The organism is Streptomyces sp. NPDC026672 (assembly GCF_040638185.1).
Lineage (GTDB): Bacteria > Actinomycetota > Actinomycetes > Streptomycetales > Streptomycetaceae > Streptomyces.
In genome coordinates this window covers 49,483-65,229 of the sequence record NZ_JBEZXS010000016.1, presented here as the reverse complement: position 1 = coordinate 65,229, position 15,747 = coordinate 49,483, and the positions used below count along the sequence as shown (strand labels likewise).

General features: G+C 71.1%; 15 protein-coding genes and 1 pseudogene. 2 read left to right on the top strand and 14 right to left on the bottom strand.

Annotated elements, in window-relative coordinates:
• Positions 1–44 precede the first annotated feature (44 nt).
• From AB0F77_RS20070 to AB0F77_RS20045, 6 genes are all read right to left on the bottom strand, one after another.
• Entirely contained in the window at positions 45–983 is a 939-nt protein-coding gene (locus AB0F77_RS20070; protein WP_361950008.1) for a fumarylacetoacetate hydrolase family protein, read from the bottom strand.
• Position 984: 1 nt separating this feature from the next.
• Positions 985–1,404, bottom strand: coding sequence for a thioesterase family protein (locus AB0F77_RS20065; protein WP_361950005.1), 420 nt, complete (start codon positions 1,402–1,404; stop codon positions 985–987).
• Between the two features lie 5 nt (positions 1,405–1,409).
• Positions 1,410–3,251, bottom strand: a complete 1,842-nt coding sequence (locus AB0F77_RS20060) for an acyl-CoA dehydrogenase (protein ID WP_361950002.1) — start codon at positions 3,249–3,251, stop codon at positions 1,410–1,412.
• Between the two features lie 95 nt (positions 3,252–3,346).
• Positions 3,347–4,567 (bottom strand): beta-ketoacyl-ACP synthase II, encoded by a 1,221-nt coding sequence (locus AB0F77_RS20055; protein ID WP_361949999.1) that lies wholly within the window; start codon positions 4,565–4,567, stop codon positions 3,347–3,349.
• Positions 4,564–4,806, bottom strand: coding sequence for an acyl carrier protein (locus AB0F77_RS20050; protein ID WP_361949996.1), 243 nt, complete (start codon positions 4,804–4,806; stop codon positions 4,564–4,566). The genes AB0F77_RS20055 and AB0F77_RS20050 overlap by 4 nt, the downstream gene beginning before the upstream one ends.
• 73 nt (positions 4,807–4,879) lie before the next feature.
• Complete coding sequence (locus AB0F77_RS20045) at positions 4,880–5,899, bottom strand: beta-ketoacyl-ACP synthase III (RefSeq protein ID WP_361949993.1); 1,020 nt, start codon at positions 5,897–5,899, stop codon at positions 4,880–4,882.
• A 160-nt stretch (positions 5,900–6,059) separates the two neighbouring features.
• Here AB0F77_RS20045 and AB0F77_RS20040 point away from each other — a divergent pair, with 160 nt between their 5' ends.
• Positions 6,060–7,436, top strand: a complete 1,377-nt coding sequence (locus AB0F77_RS20040) for an FAD-linked oxidase C-terminal domain-containing protein (RefSeq protein WP_361949990.1) — start codon at positions 6,060–6,062, stop codon at positions 7,434–7,436.
• A 129-nt stretch (positions 7,437–7,565) separates the two neighbouring features.
• Here the strand turns inward: AB0F77_RS20040 and AB0F77_RS20035 are convergent.
• Positions 7,566–7,781: pseudogene (locus tag AB0F77_RS20035) on the bottom strand (nucleotidyltransferase family protein); the annotation flags it as partial.
• A 43-nt stretch (positions 7,782–7,824) separates the two neighbouring features.
• Positions 7,825–8,895 (bottom strand): hypothetical protein, encoded by a 1,071-nt coding sequence (locus AB0F77_RS20030; protein WP_361949987.1) that lies wholly within the window; start codon positions 8,893–8,895, stop codon positions 7,825–7,827.
• 140 nt (positions 8,896–9,035) lie between these two features.
• Here AB0F77_RS20030 and phoU point away from each other — a divergent pair, with 140 nt between their 5' ends.
• Positions 9,036–9,701, top strand: a complete 666-nt coding sequence (gene phoU / locus AB0F77_RS20025; RefSeq protein ID WP_361949984.1) for a phosphate signaling complex protein PhoU — start codon at positions 9,036–9,038, stop codon at positions 9,699–9,701.
• Here the strand turns inward: phoU and AB0F77_RS20020 are convergent.
• The 6 genes from AB0F77_RS20020 to AB0F77_RS19995 all read right to left on the bottom strand — a co-directional run bounded on the left by AB0F77_RS20020 (position 9,650) and on the right by AB0F77_RS19995 (position 15,687).
• On the bottom strand, positions 9,650–10,456 hold the full coding sequence (locus AB0F77_RS20020) for a nucleotidyltransferase domain-containing protein (RefSeq protein ID WP_361949981.1): 807 nt from the start codon (positions 10,454–10,456) through the stop codon (positions 9,650–9,652). The two genes, phoU and AB0F77_RS20020, sit on opposite strands and share 52 nt — an antisense overlap.
• A 110-nt stretch (positions 10,457–10,566) precedes the next feature.
• A complete protein-coding gene (locus tag AB0F77_RS20015) occupies positions 10,567–11,025 on the bottom strand; it encodes an Rrf2 family transcriptional regulator (protein ID WP_361949978.1) in 459 nt (152 codons plus the stop codon).
• A gap of 48 nt (positions 11,026–11,073) precedes the next feature.
• Positions 11,074–12,297 carry an acyl-CoA dehydrogenase family protein gene (locus AB0F77_RS20010; RefSeq protein WP_361949975.1) on the bottom strand — a complete coding sequence of 408 codons (1,224 nt, stop codon included), beginning with the start codon at positions 12,295–12,297 and terminating at the stop codon, positions 11,074–11,076.
• Between the two features lie 356 nt (positions 12,298–12,653).
• On the bottom strand, positions 12,654–13,745 hold the full coding sequence (locus AB0F77_RS20005) for an LLM class flavin-dependent oxidoreductase (RefSeq protein ID WP_361949972.1): 1,092 nt from the start codon (positions 13,743–13,745) through the stop codon (positions 12,654–12,656).
• On the bottom strand, positions 13,742–14,572 hold the full coding sequence (locus AB0F77_RS20000) for a GNAT family N-acetyltransferase (RefSeq protein WP_361949969.1): 831 nt from the start codon (positions 14,570–14,572) through the stop codon (positions 13,742–13,744). Before AB0F77_RS20000 ends, AB0F77_RS20005 begins: the two co-directional genes overlap by 4 nt.
• A gap of 86 nt (positions 14,573–14,658) precedes the next feature.
• The gene (locus tag AB0F77_RS19995) at positions 14,659–15,687 is read right to left on the bottom strand and encodes an ABC transporter substrate-binding protein (protein WP_361949966.1); all 1,029 of its coding nucleotides are present in this window, start codon (positions 15,685–15,687) and stop codon (positions 14,659–14,661) included.
• Positions 15,688–15,747 lie beyond the last annotated feature (60 nt).

Below are 15,747 nucleotides of genomic sequence, written 5' to 3'. Positions count from 1 at the left end.
GGCCGGACCGTGGTGGTGCGGACCGCGCCGGGGCCGACGCCCGGTCACGACCGGGTCCGTACGGGCGAGGCAGGCAGGACGGGGGCGGCCGCGACCGTCGGGGCCTCCGCCCCGGCGTCGCCCAGTACCACCGCCCGGCACCACTGCCGCTGTGCGCCCAGCCCCGACACCTCCGCCTCCACCACATCACCGGCCCGCAGGTACGGCTGGTCGGGGCGGCCCAGCGCGACACCGCCGGGCGTCCCGGTCAGCACCACGTCACCGGGGTGCAGCACCATGCACTGGCTCAGGTACCAGAGCAGGTGGGACACCTCGAAGACCATGTCCGCGGTGGACCCGTCCTGCATCATCCGGCCGTTGACCCGGCAGGTCAGCCGCAGTCGGCCGGGGTCGCCCACCTCGTCCGGGGTCACCAGGTACGGGCCCAGCGGACTGAACGACTCGAAGGACTTGCCCTTCACCCACTGCCCGCCGCGTTCCAGGAGCCAGCTCCGCTCCGACACGTCGTTGCCGGTGGCGTACCCCGCGACATGACGCAGCGCGGAGGCGGGGTCCGGCAGGTACTGCGCGCGCCGACCGATCACCACGGCCAGCTCGACCTCCCAGTCCGTCTTGTCACCGCCCGGCGGCAGCAGCAGGTCGTCGTACGGGCCGACCAGCGTGGTCGGCGCCTTGCTGGCCACGATCGGCTCGTCGGGCAGCGCCAGGCCCGCCTCTGCGGCGTGCGCCCGGTAGTTGAGCCCGATCGACAGCAGATGCCCGCCCGGCCGGACGGGCGGGCCGACCCGCCCGGCGAGCGGGTCGACCGTCGGCAGCCCGGTGGCCTCCCGTGCCAGCCGCGCCGCCGTCTCCTGCAGCGCGTCGGGGTCCAGGGCCGCACCCGTCCAGTCCGGCACCCACGAGGACAGGTCCCGCACCACGCCGCCGGGGCCCACCGCGCAGGGCCGCTCACCACCCGGCGGTCCGATCCGCAGCAGCCGCATCTCAGTCGGCCGCCTGTGTCTCGAGGTATTTCTCGAAGAAGCGGCTCTCTTCGTCGGTCAGCCGCCGGGGCCGCCCGGCCCCGTAGTCGAACGGCGCCATCACGGTCGAGGCGGTGGCATACACGGTGTCGCCGTCGCGGACCACGTAGTCGATGGCCACCGTCGCCGACTGGAGGTCGGAGACCCACATCTCGATCCCCACCGGTTCGTGCCGGTGGACCAGTTGGCGCCGGTAGCGGATCCGGTGCTCCACCACCACCGACCCGTCCTTGAAGAAGGCGTCGCCGTCGTTCGGCGCCATCCGGAAGATGAAGTCGACCCGCGCCTCCTCCAGGTAACGCAGATACGAGACATTGTTGACGATGCCGTAGACGTCCATGTCCGACCAGCGGATCGGGCAGAAGTAGTTGTGCCTCGCCATGGCGCTCAGCTCCCCTCGGCGACCGCGCCGGCGGCCGGTCCGAAGGCGCCGGTGCGCTGCTGGAAGGCACTCACGTAGTCGTCAGCGGCGATCGGCGCCCGCAGCAGTTCCGGGGAGAGGTTGAAGCCGCCGATCAGGACGTCGGTGTACGGGTGGAGCCGCGCGCACAGCGTGTCCGCCTCCCGGGGCAGCCGCTCCACCTGCTCGGCGGTCAGCACACCGCGCGCCAGGTACCAGCCGGCGTCCCGGCGTACCTCGCTCAGCCCGTACAGCGCGGCCAGCAGGCCGAGCGCCGTCCGCGCCGACTCGTCCTCCAGCGTGCCGACCGCGGCGGCGAAGCACTCCAGCGCGGTCCGTACACCCCGGGCCCGGGCCATCTCCAGGCCGGTGTTGATGGCGCCGTTCCAGGCCTCGAAGTACGTCCGATCGCCGGTGTCGTCCGCCATGGCCGCAGCGGCCTCGCGGAGCAGCTCCGCCTCTCGGTGCCTCACCGCCGCCACCAGGAACGCGAGGTCCTCCAGGTCCCGTCCCGCCGGGTCGGGGGCCGGGTCCGGCTCGGCGCCGTCGCCGTACTGCGCGATGATCTGCCCCGCAGTGGTAGCCAGCAGCACCTGGTTGTCGCCCTCCGCGGTGACCAGGCCCTGAAGCAACGACCCGTAGTCCGCGATCCGGTTCGCGCTGAAGATGCCCTGCGCACCGCAGCGCTCACGGCAGGTGGCGACGACGTCGGTCATCTCCCAGGTGGACAGTGCCTTGGTGATCGACACCAGATGGTTCAGCTCGGCGGGGACGGCATCCCGCGGCGCCGCCGTGAACTCCCGCTTGGCACGGTTGAGCAGCAGCGTCATCGCGTACGTCCGGGACAACGCGGTGTACAGCGCGAGCTGGTGGCTGCGGTACTCGATGATCGGCAGGTCGTTGCGGCCGGGCGCGTTGGTGAGCCGCTGCGCCGCGAACCGCAGCGCGATGTACACGCTCGCCCGGCCCGCACCCGTCGCCGCGCTGGACACACACAGCCGGCCGGGCAGAATGCGGTTCATCGCGCGCAGGAACCGCTTGCGCCGATTGCCGGACGCCGGGCGAAACACGCCGTCGTCGTCGAAGCCGCCCATGTCACCGTGGAGCAGCTGGCGACGCGGGACGCGCACGTGGTCGAACCAGGTGAGGCCGTTGTCGAGGCCCTGCACCGGCTTCTCCGGGCACGGCGCGGCGTGCACCCCCTCGCACAACTGCCTCCCGTCGCTGATCCGGACGAGGAACGGGTACACACCGTGGTCCTTGCCGTCCGCCTTCAGCCGGGCCATCACCACGGCCAGCTTGGGGACGTCCTGGAACCCGCTGTAGGACATGTACTTCTGCGCGAGGGCGTCGGGCGTGTTCAGGACGAACGTCTCGGTGGCGGGGTCGTAGACCGCCTCGGTGCGCAGAGCGGCCACGTTGTTGCCGTAGCCCAACTCGGTGGCCATGTACGGGCTGAAGGAGTCCAGCCGGTCCAGTTCGTCGAACAGGTCCTTCAGGTCCTCCCGGTCGCCGTGCTCCACGACGGTGCCGAGGGCCAGGTTGTAGTGCACCATCAGCAGCGAGAACGTGGAGACGTCCACCAGCGACGGCCACTCGGCCAGCGCGAACAGCCGCCACGGATCGGCCAGGATCTCCTGCGGACGTTCCAGTCCGGCGTGCACGGCTCGTGACCGTTCGTAGGCCAGCTTCCCGGCCTCGGTCATGTTCAGCCCTTCGCGGGAGTCGAAGACGGGGTCCAGCAGCAGCTCGTGCAGGTCCTGGTGCGTCTGCTCGTACCTGCCGTCGAAGAGCAGCCGGGACAGTTCGGCGGAGGCCGACGAGGTCATGTGTGGGTCCTTTCCCGCGGCTGTGACTCCCGCGGTGGGGTTGTGAGGGGACCGGCGGAGGGGGCAGCCGCGATCAGGCGGAGCTCAGGAAAGGGTCAGGCCGAGGCGATCAGCAGGGCCGCGTTCTGGCCGCCGAAGCCGAACGAGTTGCTCAAGGCCACGTCGACGCGGGCGTGGCGCGCCGCGCCGTGCACCACGTCCACCTCCACCCGCGGATCGACCTCGGCGGTGCCCGCCGACGGCGGGATCACACCGTGGTGCACGGTGAGCGCCGCGAACGCCGCCTCGATGGAACCGGCCGCGCCCAGCGGGTGCCCGGTGACGCCCTTGGTGGAGCTCACCTGCACGTCCGGGCCGGCCACCCGGTGGATCACCCCCGCCTCGATGACGTCGTTGAGCGGGGTCGAGGTGCCGTGCGCGTTGACATAGCCGATGTCCCGGCCGGTCAGCCCGGCGTCCGCGAGCGCCGCACGGACCGCCAGCTCGGCGCCCTTGCCCTTCGGGTGCGGGGACGTCACGTGATGCGCGTCCGCGGAGGCGCCGTACCCGATGACCCGGGCCACCGGCCGCACGCCCCGGGCCCGCGCGTGCTCCTCGGACTCCAGCACGACGACTCCGGCGCCCTCGCCGAGCACAAACCCGTCGCGGGCCGTGTCGAAGGGACGCGATGCGGTCCCCGGGTCGTCGAGCCGCCGTGACAGCGCCCGCATCCTCGCGAACGAGGACAGGTACAGCGGCGTGATCGGCGCCTCGGCACCACCGGCCACGACGATGTCGGCCAGCCCCGATCGGAGCAGCTCACGGCCCAGGCCGATCGCGCTGGCCCCGGCCGCGCACGCCGTGCAGGGGGCCGAGCACGGCCCGTTGGCCCCGATGTCGATCGCCACCTGGCCGGCGGCCATGTTGAGCAGTCCCATCGGGAGGGTCATGGCGGAGATCTCCTCCGGTCCCTCCTCCAGCAGTACGCGGTGCTGCGCCTCCAGCGTGGCGGTGCCGCCGGCGCCGGAGCCCAGGATCACCGCCACCCGTGAGCTGTCCGCCCACTCGCCCGGGACGAGCCCGGCCTGGTCCAGCGCCTCGCGCGTGGCGGCGACGGCGAACTGGGAGTAGCGGTCCCACTGCCAGGCGGTGCGCCCGAGAGCGGCCGGGGCGAAGTCGGGCACCCTGCACGCCATGGTCACCGGCAGGCCCTCCAGGTCGGCGTGGTGCGCCGCCGTCGGCCTGCCCTCGACCACGCGGTCCCAGCTCTCCTTGACGCCGATACCGGCGGGGGTCACCAGCCCGATGCCGGTGACGGCGGTCGCGTAGCCGGTCATCGGACCGCGGCGCCCCTCTTCTCGACCAGGGCGACGATGTCGGAGACCGAGGAGATCTCGGACAGCTCTTCGTCGCTGATCACGACGCCCAAGCGCTTCTTCAGGGCGGTGGCCAGTTCGAGCTGCGACAGGGAGTCGAGATCGAGGTCGTCGAAGGTGGCCTCGGGCACCACCGCCTCGGCGTCCAGATCGAAACGGGCGACGAAGACCTCGACGACGCGGTCGTAGGCGGAACTCATGATGTCTCCTCCTGGAAGGCTGCAGGGGTTCGTGAGGTGAAGAGGGAACGGGGGACGCGGAACCGAGAAGCCGTCAGTCGACGGACTCCGCCTGGATCTCCGGCCACACGACAGTGGTCGAGCCCCAGGACAGACCGGCCCCGAAGGCGGAGAGCAGCACCCGCTGGCCCGCCTTCAGGTCCCCGCGGGCGGCGTAGTCGTTCAGCAGCAGGGGCACGGACGCGGCCAGGGTGTTGCCGACCCTGTCGATGTTCACCGCGACCCGCTCCCCGGGAAGCTCCAGCTCCTCCGCGATCGCACGCACGATCCGGACGTTGGCCTGGTGGCCGACGAACCAGTCGACGTCCGCCGCGGACCAGCCGGCGCGTTTGAGGGCCGCCTGCGCCGACTGCGTCATCCGTTCGACGGCCTGCGTGTAGAGGGGACGCCCCTCCATCCGCAGGTACCAGTCACCCGTCGGCACCGTGGCGTGCCCCAGGCCGCCGTCGGTGGAACGCTGCCGGGAACCGCCCGCCGGAATGGCCAGCAGGTCGGCCAGCGCGCCGTCGCTGCCGAGGTCGAACGGGCCCAGCGCACCGGGCTCGTCCGGTTCGCCCCTGCGCAGGACGACCGCGCCCGCGCCGTCGCCGAAGATCGGCGCCGTGGACCGGTCCTCCGGGTCCACCAGCGTGGAGAACGCCTCCGACCCGATGAACAGCACGGTGTCGGCGGTGCCGGCGGCGATCAGGCCGGACGCGGTGGCGAGCCCGTACAGGAAGCCGCTGCACGCCGAGGTCAAGTCGAACGCGGCCAGCGGTCCCAGACCCAGCCGCGACGCCACCTCCGGCGCCACCGCCGGGCAGAGACGCTCGGGCGATGTGGTCGCCACGACCACGGCGTCCACCCCGGACACATCGGCCGACCGCAGGGCACGCTCACCTGCCGTCACGGCCATGCTCCCCGTCGACATGCCCTTGGAGACGAACCGCCGCTCCCGGATGCCCGTCCTGGTACGGATCCACTCGTCCGTGGTGTCCAGGGTGCGGGAGAGGTCGTCGTTCGTGACCGTCACGGGCGGGAGAAAGCCTCCGATTCCCATCAGCACTGCCGTCATCGACTCACCCTCCTGAGGACCGCGGACACGGCCTTGACCTGACGTCAAGCAAGGCTGGCCGAAGCCTCGACGGCCGGGCAATTGGCCGTTGGTACAGGTGCCACGGCCTGTACCAACGGCCAATTGAACGGCTGTCGCCCCGGGTGCCAACCTCGCCGGGGTGACCACGACACCGACTGATCTCGCAGGGCTCCTCCCGGCCGGACGGGTGATCACCGACCCGTCCAGGGTGGCGTCCTTCGCCCACGACGAAGCAGCGGGCGCGCCCTACGCGCTCCCGGCGGCGGTGGTGCAGCCCCACGGCACCGCCGAGGTGGCGGCCGTCGTGGCCTACTGCGCGGAGCACGGCGTGCCGGTCGTGGCCCGCGGGGCAGGCACCGGCCTGTCCGGCGGCGCCAACGCGGTCGAGGGCGCGGTGGTGGTGTCCTTCTCGGCGATGGACCGGGTCCTGCGCATCGACCCGGACGAACGGCTGGCCGTCGTACAGCCCGGCGTCGTCAACGAGGACCTGCGTGCCGCGTGTGCCGCCAAGGGCCTCTGGTACCCGCCGGATCCGGCCAGCGCCCCGTGGTCCACCATCGGCGGGAACGTTGCCACCAACGCGGGCGGACTGTGCTGCGTGAAGTACGGCGTCACCCGGGACTACGTGCTGGGCCTCGAGGTGGTCACCGGTCGCGGTGACGTGGTCCGGCTGGGGCGGCGCACCGCCAAGAGCTCGGCCGGTTTCGAACTCGCCGGTCTGCTGGTCGGTTCGGAGGGCACCTTGGGCCTGGTCACCGAGGTTACGGTGCGGCTGCGGGGCGAGCGCGCCCAGGAGCACACCGTCGTGGGCTACTTCGCCGACCTGCCGAGCGCCGGCCGGGCCGTCGCCCGGGTGGTGGCCTCCGGTGTGGTCCCGAGCGCCCTGGAACTCGTCGACCGTTTCTCCCTGCGCGCCGTCGACGAGTGGAAGAACATGGGCCTCACCGACGGCGGCGACGTGCTGTTGCTGGCCCGCTGCGATGCGCCCGGCGCGGTGGGCGCCCAGGAGGCGGACACCGTGCTGGCCTGCTTCGAGGCGGCCGACGCCACCTGGAGCGCGCGTTCCGGCGATCCGGCCGAGGCGGACGCCCTGTTCGCCGCCCGGCGCCTGGTCTACCCCGCGCTGGAACGCCTGGGCATGGTGCTCAGCGAGGACGTCTGCGTCCCCCGCAGTCTCCTGCCCGAGATGCTCGCCCGCATCGAGGACGTCGCCGCGCGGCACGGCGTGCACATCGCCACCCTGGCGCACGCCGGGGACGGCAACCTGCACCCGATGCTGGTCGTGCCGCGCGGCGACGAGCGGGAACTCGCCCGCTGCCGCGGGGTGTTCGAAGAGGTCGTCGACCAGGCGCTCGCGCTGGGAGGCACGGTCACCGGCGAGCACGGCGTGGGCCTGCTGAAGATGCGCGGCCTGACCGACGAACTGGGCTCGGCGGTACTGGACCTGCACCGTGGCATCAAGCGGGTGTGGGATCCGGCGGGCATCCTCAACCCGGGCAAGGTCTTCACCACCTGACGCCGGCGCCCTCGGCCTCGACGGACAGCGGCCGTCGGCGGCACGGGCCTCGACGGGAGCGGACGGCCGACGCGGCGGACATCCTGGCCGTGGTCAGTGATGGTCGCCGAGTCCGTCGGCCGGTATCCGGTCTGCCTCCTTGATACCGCTGGTCGGAGGCCTCTCCGTGACCACGTTCCATACCGTCTGGAACAGACACCCGGCCGTCACGTACCACCCGGGCAGGCCCAATGCCGCAGTTCGCGCCAGCACTTCCGTCAACACGTGGTTACGGGAGAGCACCGAACGCAGGGACTCAAGTTGTTGGTCAAGAGGGAGTCGGCTGATCGACGAGGCGTTCCCGATTTACGTCACGGGCCACCGGACGGTGTGTGGCAGGCCCGACAGTTCATTGGATCAGGTCGGTGTGCGGATGCTCGGGAGAGGTCGGGCAGACGTAGAGCTGCATATTGTCGGTGCGGCCCACTTCCACCTTCGTCGGCTGCACGGGGTCCTCGCCGGCCCAATGACCGGCGGCGTAGGCGGCGTCCTGGTCTTCGTACGGCGCCCAACCGCGTTGCAAACCACCGTCCCATTCGAAGGAGGCGATGGTCAGCAGCGGGATCATCCGAGCGTCGCAGACAGCGCAGTATCGGCGGTACGGGTCGGTGCGGCCCCATGGCGGCCAGCCCCCGACCTTCCAACCCGGAGCGTCAGCGAGAAGGCCGTCGTAGAACTCCGCCGGATAGTCCGCGTACGAGCTGTCCACTCCCACGTCGGCTGCCTGCCACCTGCTCCAGTCCCCCACCGCCAGCCGCATCTGCGGACTCAGATCGAGGCTGTTGGGGTATTCGGTGATTTCTTCCGGGGCCAGCAGACACGGCTCCGGCACATAGCCCGGGTAGTTCGCCTCATACGGTTCCGGTGGTGTGGCGAGGATGTCGACGACCGTGGCGGCGGACCGCCAGAACAGTGCGGTCGCGGGCTTGTACTCCGGCTCGTGGTCGTAGGGGCACCAGAGGACCTGGAGCAGATCGGCCTGGCCGGGCGGCCGCAACAGGGGTATGTCGCGCAGATACAGCTGGGCCACGGGCAACATCGGCACCGGGCACTCCGCGGGCCACGGAGGGCCGGCGTCGAGTCGCTCCCTGAGCATCGCGGCGTTGCGGTCCTTGATCGCCTCCTCCTCGGGTGTGAACGCGGGGCCATGGGGATCATGGTGCAGCCGGGCCAGCCTGCGCCTGTCGAGCCGCACTTGTGCCGGCGACCGGCGCAACCGACTGTCCGGGTGCGCGCCTTCGCAGTGCGGCCACGGCTCCGCGGCCGGCCACAGCAACGGTCCCCCGACCGAACTCTCCCCCGTCGAAGGCGACCCTGGACGAGGATGCAGCCGAATCGCGGGACGCGCCAGCGAAACCAGCTCAGGAAAGACCGCGGTCACGTCCACGGGCCGCGGCGGAGTCGTACGCACGAAAACCATGCCGGCGATCCTGCCACCAGCCACCGACAATCCCCTGCCGCCTCGATCGGCGACGTCCAGCCGCGGAGCGCTGCGTACAGAACGACCCGCCGAGTGTGCAACTCTGGCAGCAGTGGGACACGCGTGTGGAGGGCGGTGCGATGCGCGAGGCGTATCACGAGGAACTCGCATCCCTCAGGGACGGTCTCGTGGAGATGGCCAATCTGGTGGGTTCGGCCATGGGCCTGGCCACGACCGCGCTCCTGGACGCCGACCTCCCGCTCGCCGAGAGCGTGATCGCCGGGCAGGGGAAGACCGACCAGTTGCAGCGCGACCTGGAGGGCCGGGCAGTGGCGGTGCTGGCTCGGCAGCAGCCGGTGGCCACGGACCTGCGGGTCCTGGTCACCTCGCTGCGCATGACCGCTGACCTGGAGCGGTGCGGCGCCCTGGCCCAGCACGTGGCCAAGCTGGCCCGCATGCGCCACCCCCAGCGGGCGGTACCGCGCGACCTGCGCCGCACGATCCTGGAGATGGGCCAGCTCGCCCAACGCCTGATGGCACAGGCCGCCGAAGTCGTCGTCACGCAGGACGTCGATGCCGCTCTCCAGATGGAGGCGGACGACGACCGGATGGACGACCTGCACCGAACGCTCTTCCAGCACCTCATGGACGAGCGGTGGGAGCACGGTGTGGAGACCGCCGTGGACGTCACACTGGCCGGCCGCTACTACGAACGCTTCGCCGACCACGCCGTATCCATCGCCCAGCACGTCGTCTACCTCGTCACCGGCGAACACGCCGACCAGCCACCCACAAACACCGAATGAGCTGCGCCCCGCCGGACAGGGCACGGCGAGGGTGTTCCAGGTGCGGCATCGGACCATCGGCGGTAGAGATCGGCGGTGGCGAGGAGCGCCCGTGCGGCTTCGTGGCGGTCGTGGCCGCACAGCGTCGCCCGAAGGTCGCGCGCCTCTTCGGGCGCGATGGACTCCAGGTGGCGTACACCGCGGGGGTTCGCGCCCACCCGGCGGGCAGCCAGGGGGCCGAGTACCGTCTCGCGCAGGTAGGTGAGAGAGCTGATGGTCTCGAACAGCTCCCCGCGGCCGAGCTTCGTCGCGCCGTAGTGCACCCAGATCCAGAACCGGTCCTCGATCCACTGGAGGTCGAACGCCGGAGTGACCGGCGGCTGCTGGGCGAGGGCGCCGGCCAGGAGGCCGTCCCGGTCCCACAGGATCTCCGGGTCCTCGGTCCGCTCGGCGAAGTCGGATGCCCGGACGAACTTGAAGTCGACGTGCAGGAGAGGCGGCCCGACGAGCGTGATGATCACGCGCGGCTCACCGACATGCTCCCCGGTGAATCCGGCCACCAGGGAGGTCCAGGAGCCGACCAGCACGAGCCGTTCCCGCATGACCGCGTCGTACGCCTCGTCGTCGATGACCAGGATCAGGTCCACGTCCGAGTAGACGTCGGGGCGGCCTCCCACGATGGACCCGGTGATCGCCACGCCGGCCACACGCGCGTCCTGCCGGATCCGAGGGAGCACGTCGCCGAGGAACCGACTGTGCAAGGAGGGGACGTCCATCCGCTTTCCTCCGATCGGAGCACACGAACGATCCTTGGCGCGAGCCGGACCAACACCGGGCCGCCGAACACGACGTCGTTTCCTCGGTCGACGCCGGTCGCGGGTTCCGGTCAGGGATTTGTCCAGGCCCCGGGGTCCTCCGCCAGGCTGAGGACCTCGTCGGGCAGGCTGGCCGCGGCGACGTGGGCCAGGGTGACCTCGCCGAGGACCTTGCGGACGTTGGCGCGTACGGCGATCCACAGCGGCAGGAGGGACTCCGCGGGACCGCAGTAGGAGAGCTCGGGTGGGCGCACTCCCCGGACCGAGACCAGGGGGCCGTCCGCCACGCGGATCACGTCCGCGATGGCGATCGAGTCCGCCGGGCGGGCGAGCCGGTAGCCGCCGTTGCCGCCCCGCTGACTGACCACGAGACCGCCCCGGCGCAGGTCGCCGAGGATGCCCTCCAGGAACTTGTGCGGGATGCCCTGTGCGGAGGCGATCGCCTCCGCCTTGAGCGAGGCGTCGTCACCCGCGGCGGCCAGCTCCAGTGCCGCCCGCACCGCATAGTCCGCCCGCGCCGAGATCCGCATGCCGCGATTATCCACCACTGCCGTGTCCACCTGTCACCGGCTGCCCCGTCATGCGGGGAGGCTGAACGGCGGGTGCGCACCGTTGAGGAAGTAGTCCCCGACGTCACGCAGCCGGTGGGCGACCGGTTCCCGCAGGGTGTGTGTGCGGGCGTTGCGCCAGAAGCGGTCGAAGGCGTGCCGCGCAGAGGCGGCGTCGGCGCCGATGACGTCCAGGGCACGGGTGGTGATCTCCTGCGCGGCGCGCGAGGCGGCGGTCTCGGCCGCGCTCGCGAGGACGGCGATCTCCGCGCACTCCTCGTCGTCCAGGTCCTCTCCCTGTGCAAGGCCGTGCATCAGGGCGTCCACCGCCTGGTCGGCGAGGGCGGACGCGGCACGTGCGACGACGGTGAGTTCGCCGTAGACGGTGAGCGCGTACGGATCATGTGGCGGGGTGTCCGGCCAAGGCTGGGGCGAGAAGGGCTGCCAGGGAGCCCTCGTGCCCCTCACGTGTTCACGGACCTCGGCCAGCAGTCCCTCTGCCACGCCGAGACAGAACTGGACGGAGACCAGGCGCGCGGTCGGCGCGGCCAGGGTGGCGAAGGGTGACAGGACGCCTTCGTCCGGCGAGAGGGAGCCCAGCACGTCGTCGGCCGCGACCGGGACGGAGTCGAACTCCACGCCGCCGCCGGCCGCCAGCCGCTGGCCGAAGGTGTCCCCGCCGCTGCCGCTCACGACGCCCGAGCATGCGGGGTCGACCAGGACGGCCAGCGGCTCACCGGTGCCGTACTCGGCGGCTCGGACCACCAGCCGGTCGGCGACCCCGACCCCGGTGGCGTACCTCTGGTAGCCGTTCAGCAGATGGCCGCCCGGCGTGGGGGCCAGGACGAGCGGCGGTTCGTGTGAGCCGAGACCGCCTCCCCAGCACCACTTTCCGGCCGTCGATTCCCGCTCGATGCCGGCGGCGCGGACGGGACCGGCGAAGAACCGGGGGCTGGAAGAGAGGAAGTAGTGACTGCCCAGCAGATGGCCGACGGCGCCGTCGGCCGCGGCGACGGTCCGGACGACGGCGTAGGCGGTGCGCCAGTCGGCGTTCCCCCCACCGTGCTCGGCCGGCGCCAGCAGTGCCAGCAGCCCCGACTCGCGCAGCCGATCGACCTCGTCCAGCGGTGTCTTCCCGGCCTGCTCGCGCTCGGCCGCGTCCGTGGCCAGGTCGTCCGCGATCTCACGGGATACGCGCAGCCAGTCGACCTGTCCGGTTCCCGCGTCGGTCGTCTCGTCCGCCGTCACCGTCATGTCCGCACCCGCTTCGTGCGACCGCGGCAGTCGCCGCAGCGCGGCGCTGTGGTCATGGCGTCTTCCTTCAGGGGCCCGAGGGTGACGCGGTACAGGGTGCGGCGGCGTGGGAGTCGGCGGTGCACGGTGACGCGTCGGATTCATCATCCTGACTCTCCTCTTCGCCCGCCGTCAACGCTTTCCTAGTAATTCGATAGGAAAACTAGGGTTGTTGGTGCACGGTCGGCGGGGCGCTCCTGAACGTCGGCTCGGCTGGAAGGAGTTGCCTCGTCGACGCCATGGTCGGTCACCCGGCCTGGCGAGCCGATGAACTGCGGGGTGGGATCGGGACCGGGTCGAGGACGCCGAGGGGGATGTCAGGCATGGGCCGAGTCCTGGGTGAGCGGTGACGCCGGAAGGACGGGTCCCCACACGAACGGCGGGTCCGGGATCTCTCGGCGCAGCACGGGGGCGACCTCGGACTGGAACAGTTCGAGGGAGGCACGGTGCCGGGACTCCGTCAGCCCGCTCGCGTCGGCGTGCAGGTGGAGCACGGTGTGCCCGAACTGTTCGTGGTAGCGGTGCACCTTGTCGATGACCTGCTGCGGGCTGCCGATCAGAGCGGAGCTGCGTTCGGCGAAGTCCTCCAGGGTCTCGAAGACGACCGGCAGGTCGGCCTTCTTGAAGAGGGCCAGGTTGGACTCGAAGACGGGCCGGTACTCGGCCAGTGCCTCCTGCGAGGTGGGGGCGACGCAGATGCCCGCGGTGCCGGCCCCGACGGTGATCCGCGCCGGGTCATGGCCGTGGTGTTCCCAGCGTTCGCGGTAGTGGCGGATCAACTCGGCATACGGCTCGATAGGATTGGTGACGTTCGCCGAGAACAGTGGATCGCCGTGGCGGGCGGCCAGGTCGACCGACTCCTTGCTGGTGGCGCTGCCGTGCCAGACCCGGATCGGCCTCTGGTACGGCCGCGGCCACACCTCGGCATCGGTCAGTGGGGGACGGAAACGGGTGTCGGCGGTGACCTTGTCCTGGCGCCAGATCTTCCGGAAGACGTCGTAGCTCTCGGCGTTGCGGTCCCACTGGTCCTCGGGGGTGACGTGGAACAGGTCGCGCTGGGCGGCGCCGTTGCCCTTGCCGATGATCAGGTCGAGGCGCCCGTCGGACAGATGGTCGAGGGTGGCGTAGTCCTCGTACGCCCGGACCGGGTCCAGGAGGCTGAGTGTCGTGACGGCCGTGAACAGACGGATCCGCTTCGTGAGGGCGGCCACGTGGCTGAGGACGACGGTCGGTGAGGAGGAGATGAACGGCCGCTCGTGCCGCTCCCCCACGCCGAAGCCGTCGAAGCCCAGTTCCTCGGCCAACAGGGCGTTGTCGAGTACCTCGCGGAAGCGGTCGTGGGTCGATTTCTGTATCCCGGTGAAGGGGTCCGGGCGGTGCACGACGAGTGTGATGGCGAGGAATTTCATGACGCGGCCCGCTCGTCGCCCCGCGGGTCGTCGGGGTGGGCGCCCGGCGTGTGGGGGGCGAGCGCCTTGGGCAGGGGTGCGGGGGAAGCGGGCGAAGATGAGGCCATGGACGAGCGCCTTCCTGGGTTCCAGGTGGACCGGACGAGGGAGAAGGCCGTACGGCTGCGCAGGGTGAAGCCGATCGACTCGTACAGCCGGATCGCGTTCGTGTTCGTGGCCGCGGCGTGCAGGAAGGGGTGTTCGCCGCGCTCCTTGATGCCGGCGGCGACCGCGCGGACCAGACGGGTGGCCAGGCCCCGGCCGCGGTGGCCGGGGTCGGTGCACACGGCGCTGATCTCCGTCCAGCCGGGCGGGTGCAGCCGTTCACCGGCCAGGGCGATCAGCCGGCCGCGGTGGCGGATGCCGAGGTAGGTGCCCATCTCCACGGTGCGCGGCAGATAGGGGCCCGGCTCGGTGCGGGCGATCAGGCCGAGGATCTCGGGCACGTCGTCGGGGCCGAGCCGTACGGCTTCGGGGTCGGGCTCCGCGCGCAGTCCGGTGTCCACGAGTTGGACGCCCTGGCCGGTGCGCACGACCTCCCATCCCTCCGGTGCCTCGGTCACGCCCCGCACCGAGGCGGTGCCGCCCTGGCCGACGAGCGTGGCCAGGTCGGCCCAGGCGCGCGGGTCGTTCCCGTCGGAGACGGCGTGGAAGGGGGCCACGTCCTGGTGGTAGCGGGCTGCGTGGCCGACGCGTTCGGCGAAGTGGGCATGGGGGCCGGTGAGCGCGGCCCAGGCGGGGTTGTCCAGGATGTACGAGGAGCTGGCGTCGAGGTCGGTGACGGACATGGTGTGGCGGTCTCCGGGGTGCGGCTCGGGGTGTCCGGCGCGGGGACCCCACTGTGGTGCGGTGGTGGAGTCCCGGCGCCGATGGGTCAGGAGTTGTCGAGCGGCAGGCCGGGCGGGTTGATCTCGGACTTGGTGACGGCCTCGTTGGAGAGGTCGTAGGTCTTGAGCCACTCGGCGTACTGGCCGTTCTCGATCAGGTGGTTGATGGCGTCGGCAAGCGGCTTGGCCAGGCCGCTGTCCTTCTTCGCGGTGGCCGCGATCAGTCCCTGCAGGCTCGCGCCGGCGCCCGAGTAGGTGCCGGCGGTGCGGGTGGCGTTGGGTGTGTTCGCGACCTGGCGGTTGTGGTAGGCGATGCCCGGGTTGGGGCCGAAGTAGGCGTCGATCTTGCCGCTGGAGAGGGCCAGGTAGACGCTGTTGTTGTCCTGGAAGTACTTGACGGTGAGCTTCTTGCCCTCCTTGGCCAGCTTCGCCTTCCACTCCAGGAGGATCTTCTCCTGGTTGGTGCCGGAGCTCACGGAGACCGTCTTGCCGGCGAGGTTCTCGTAGTCGCCGTCGAAGTTCCAGGTGCTCTTCTTCGGCACGGTGAAGGCGAGGTTGTCCTGTCGGTAGGAGGCGAACTCGTACTTCTTCTTGCGTTCCTCGGTGTCGGTGACGTTGGAGAAGGCCACGTCGACCTTGCCGCTGTCGATGCCGACGAAGAGGTTCTCCCACGTGGAGTTCTTCACCTCGGGCTTGAGGCCGAGGACCGTGGCGACCAGGCGGCCGAGGTCGGGTTCGGCTCCGGTGAGGGTCTTCTGGTCGCTGCCCACGTAGGCCAGCGGCGGGAATCCGGCCGGCAGGGCGCCGATGCCGATCTCCAGCTTGCCGCTCTTCCTGAGGGCGGCCGGCAGTTGGGCGCTGATGGACTTGGCCTCGGAGACCTTGATGGTGGTCTGTCTGGCGGCGCCGTTGGAGACCTGGCCGATGACGACCTCGCCGGACTTGGCGGCGGTGTCGGTGGAGGTGGCCGCGTCGCTGTCGCCACCGCAGGCGGCGAGCCCGGTGGCCAGGGAGGCGACGGCGGTCGCCGCGGTGATGCCGCGTATCAGGCTGCGTCGGGTGAAGTGGGTGGACATGACCATTCCTTGTCGACCATTCCTTGTCGCTGGAGGTGATGAGGGTGGGCGGGGGGAGTC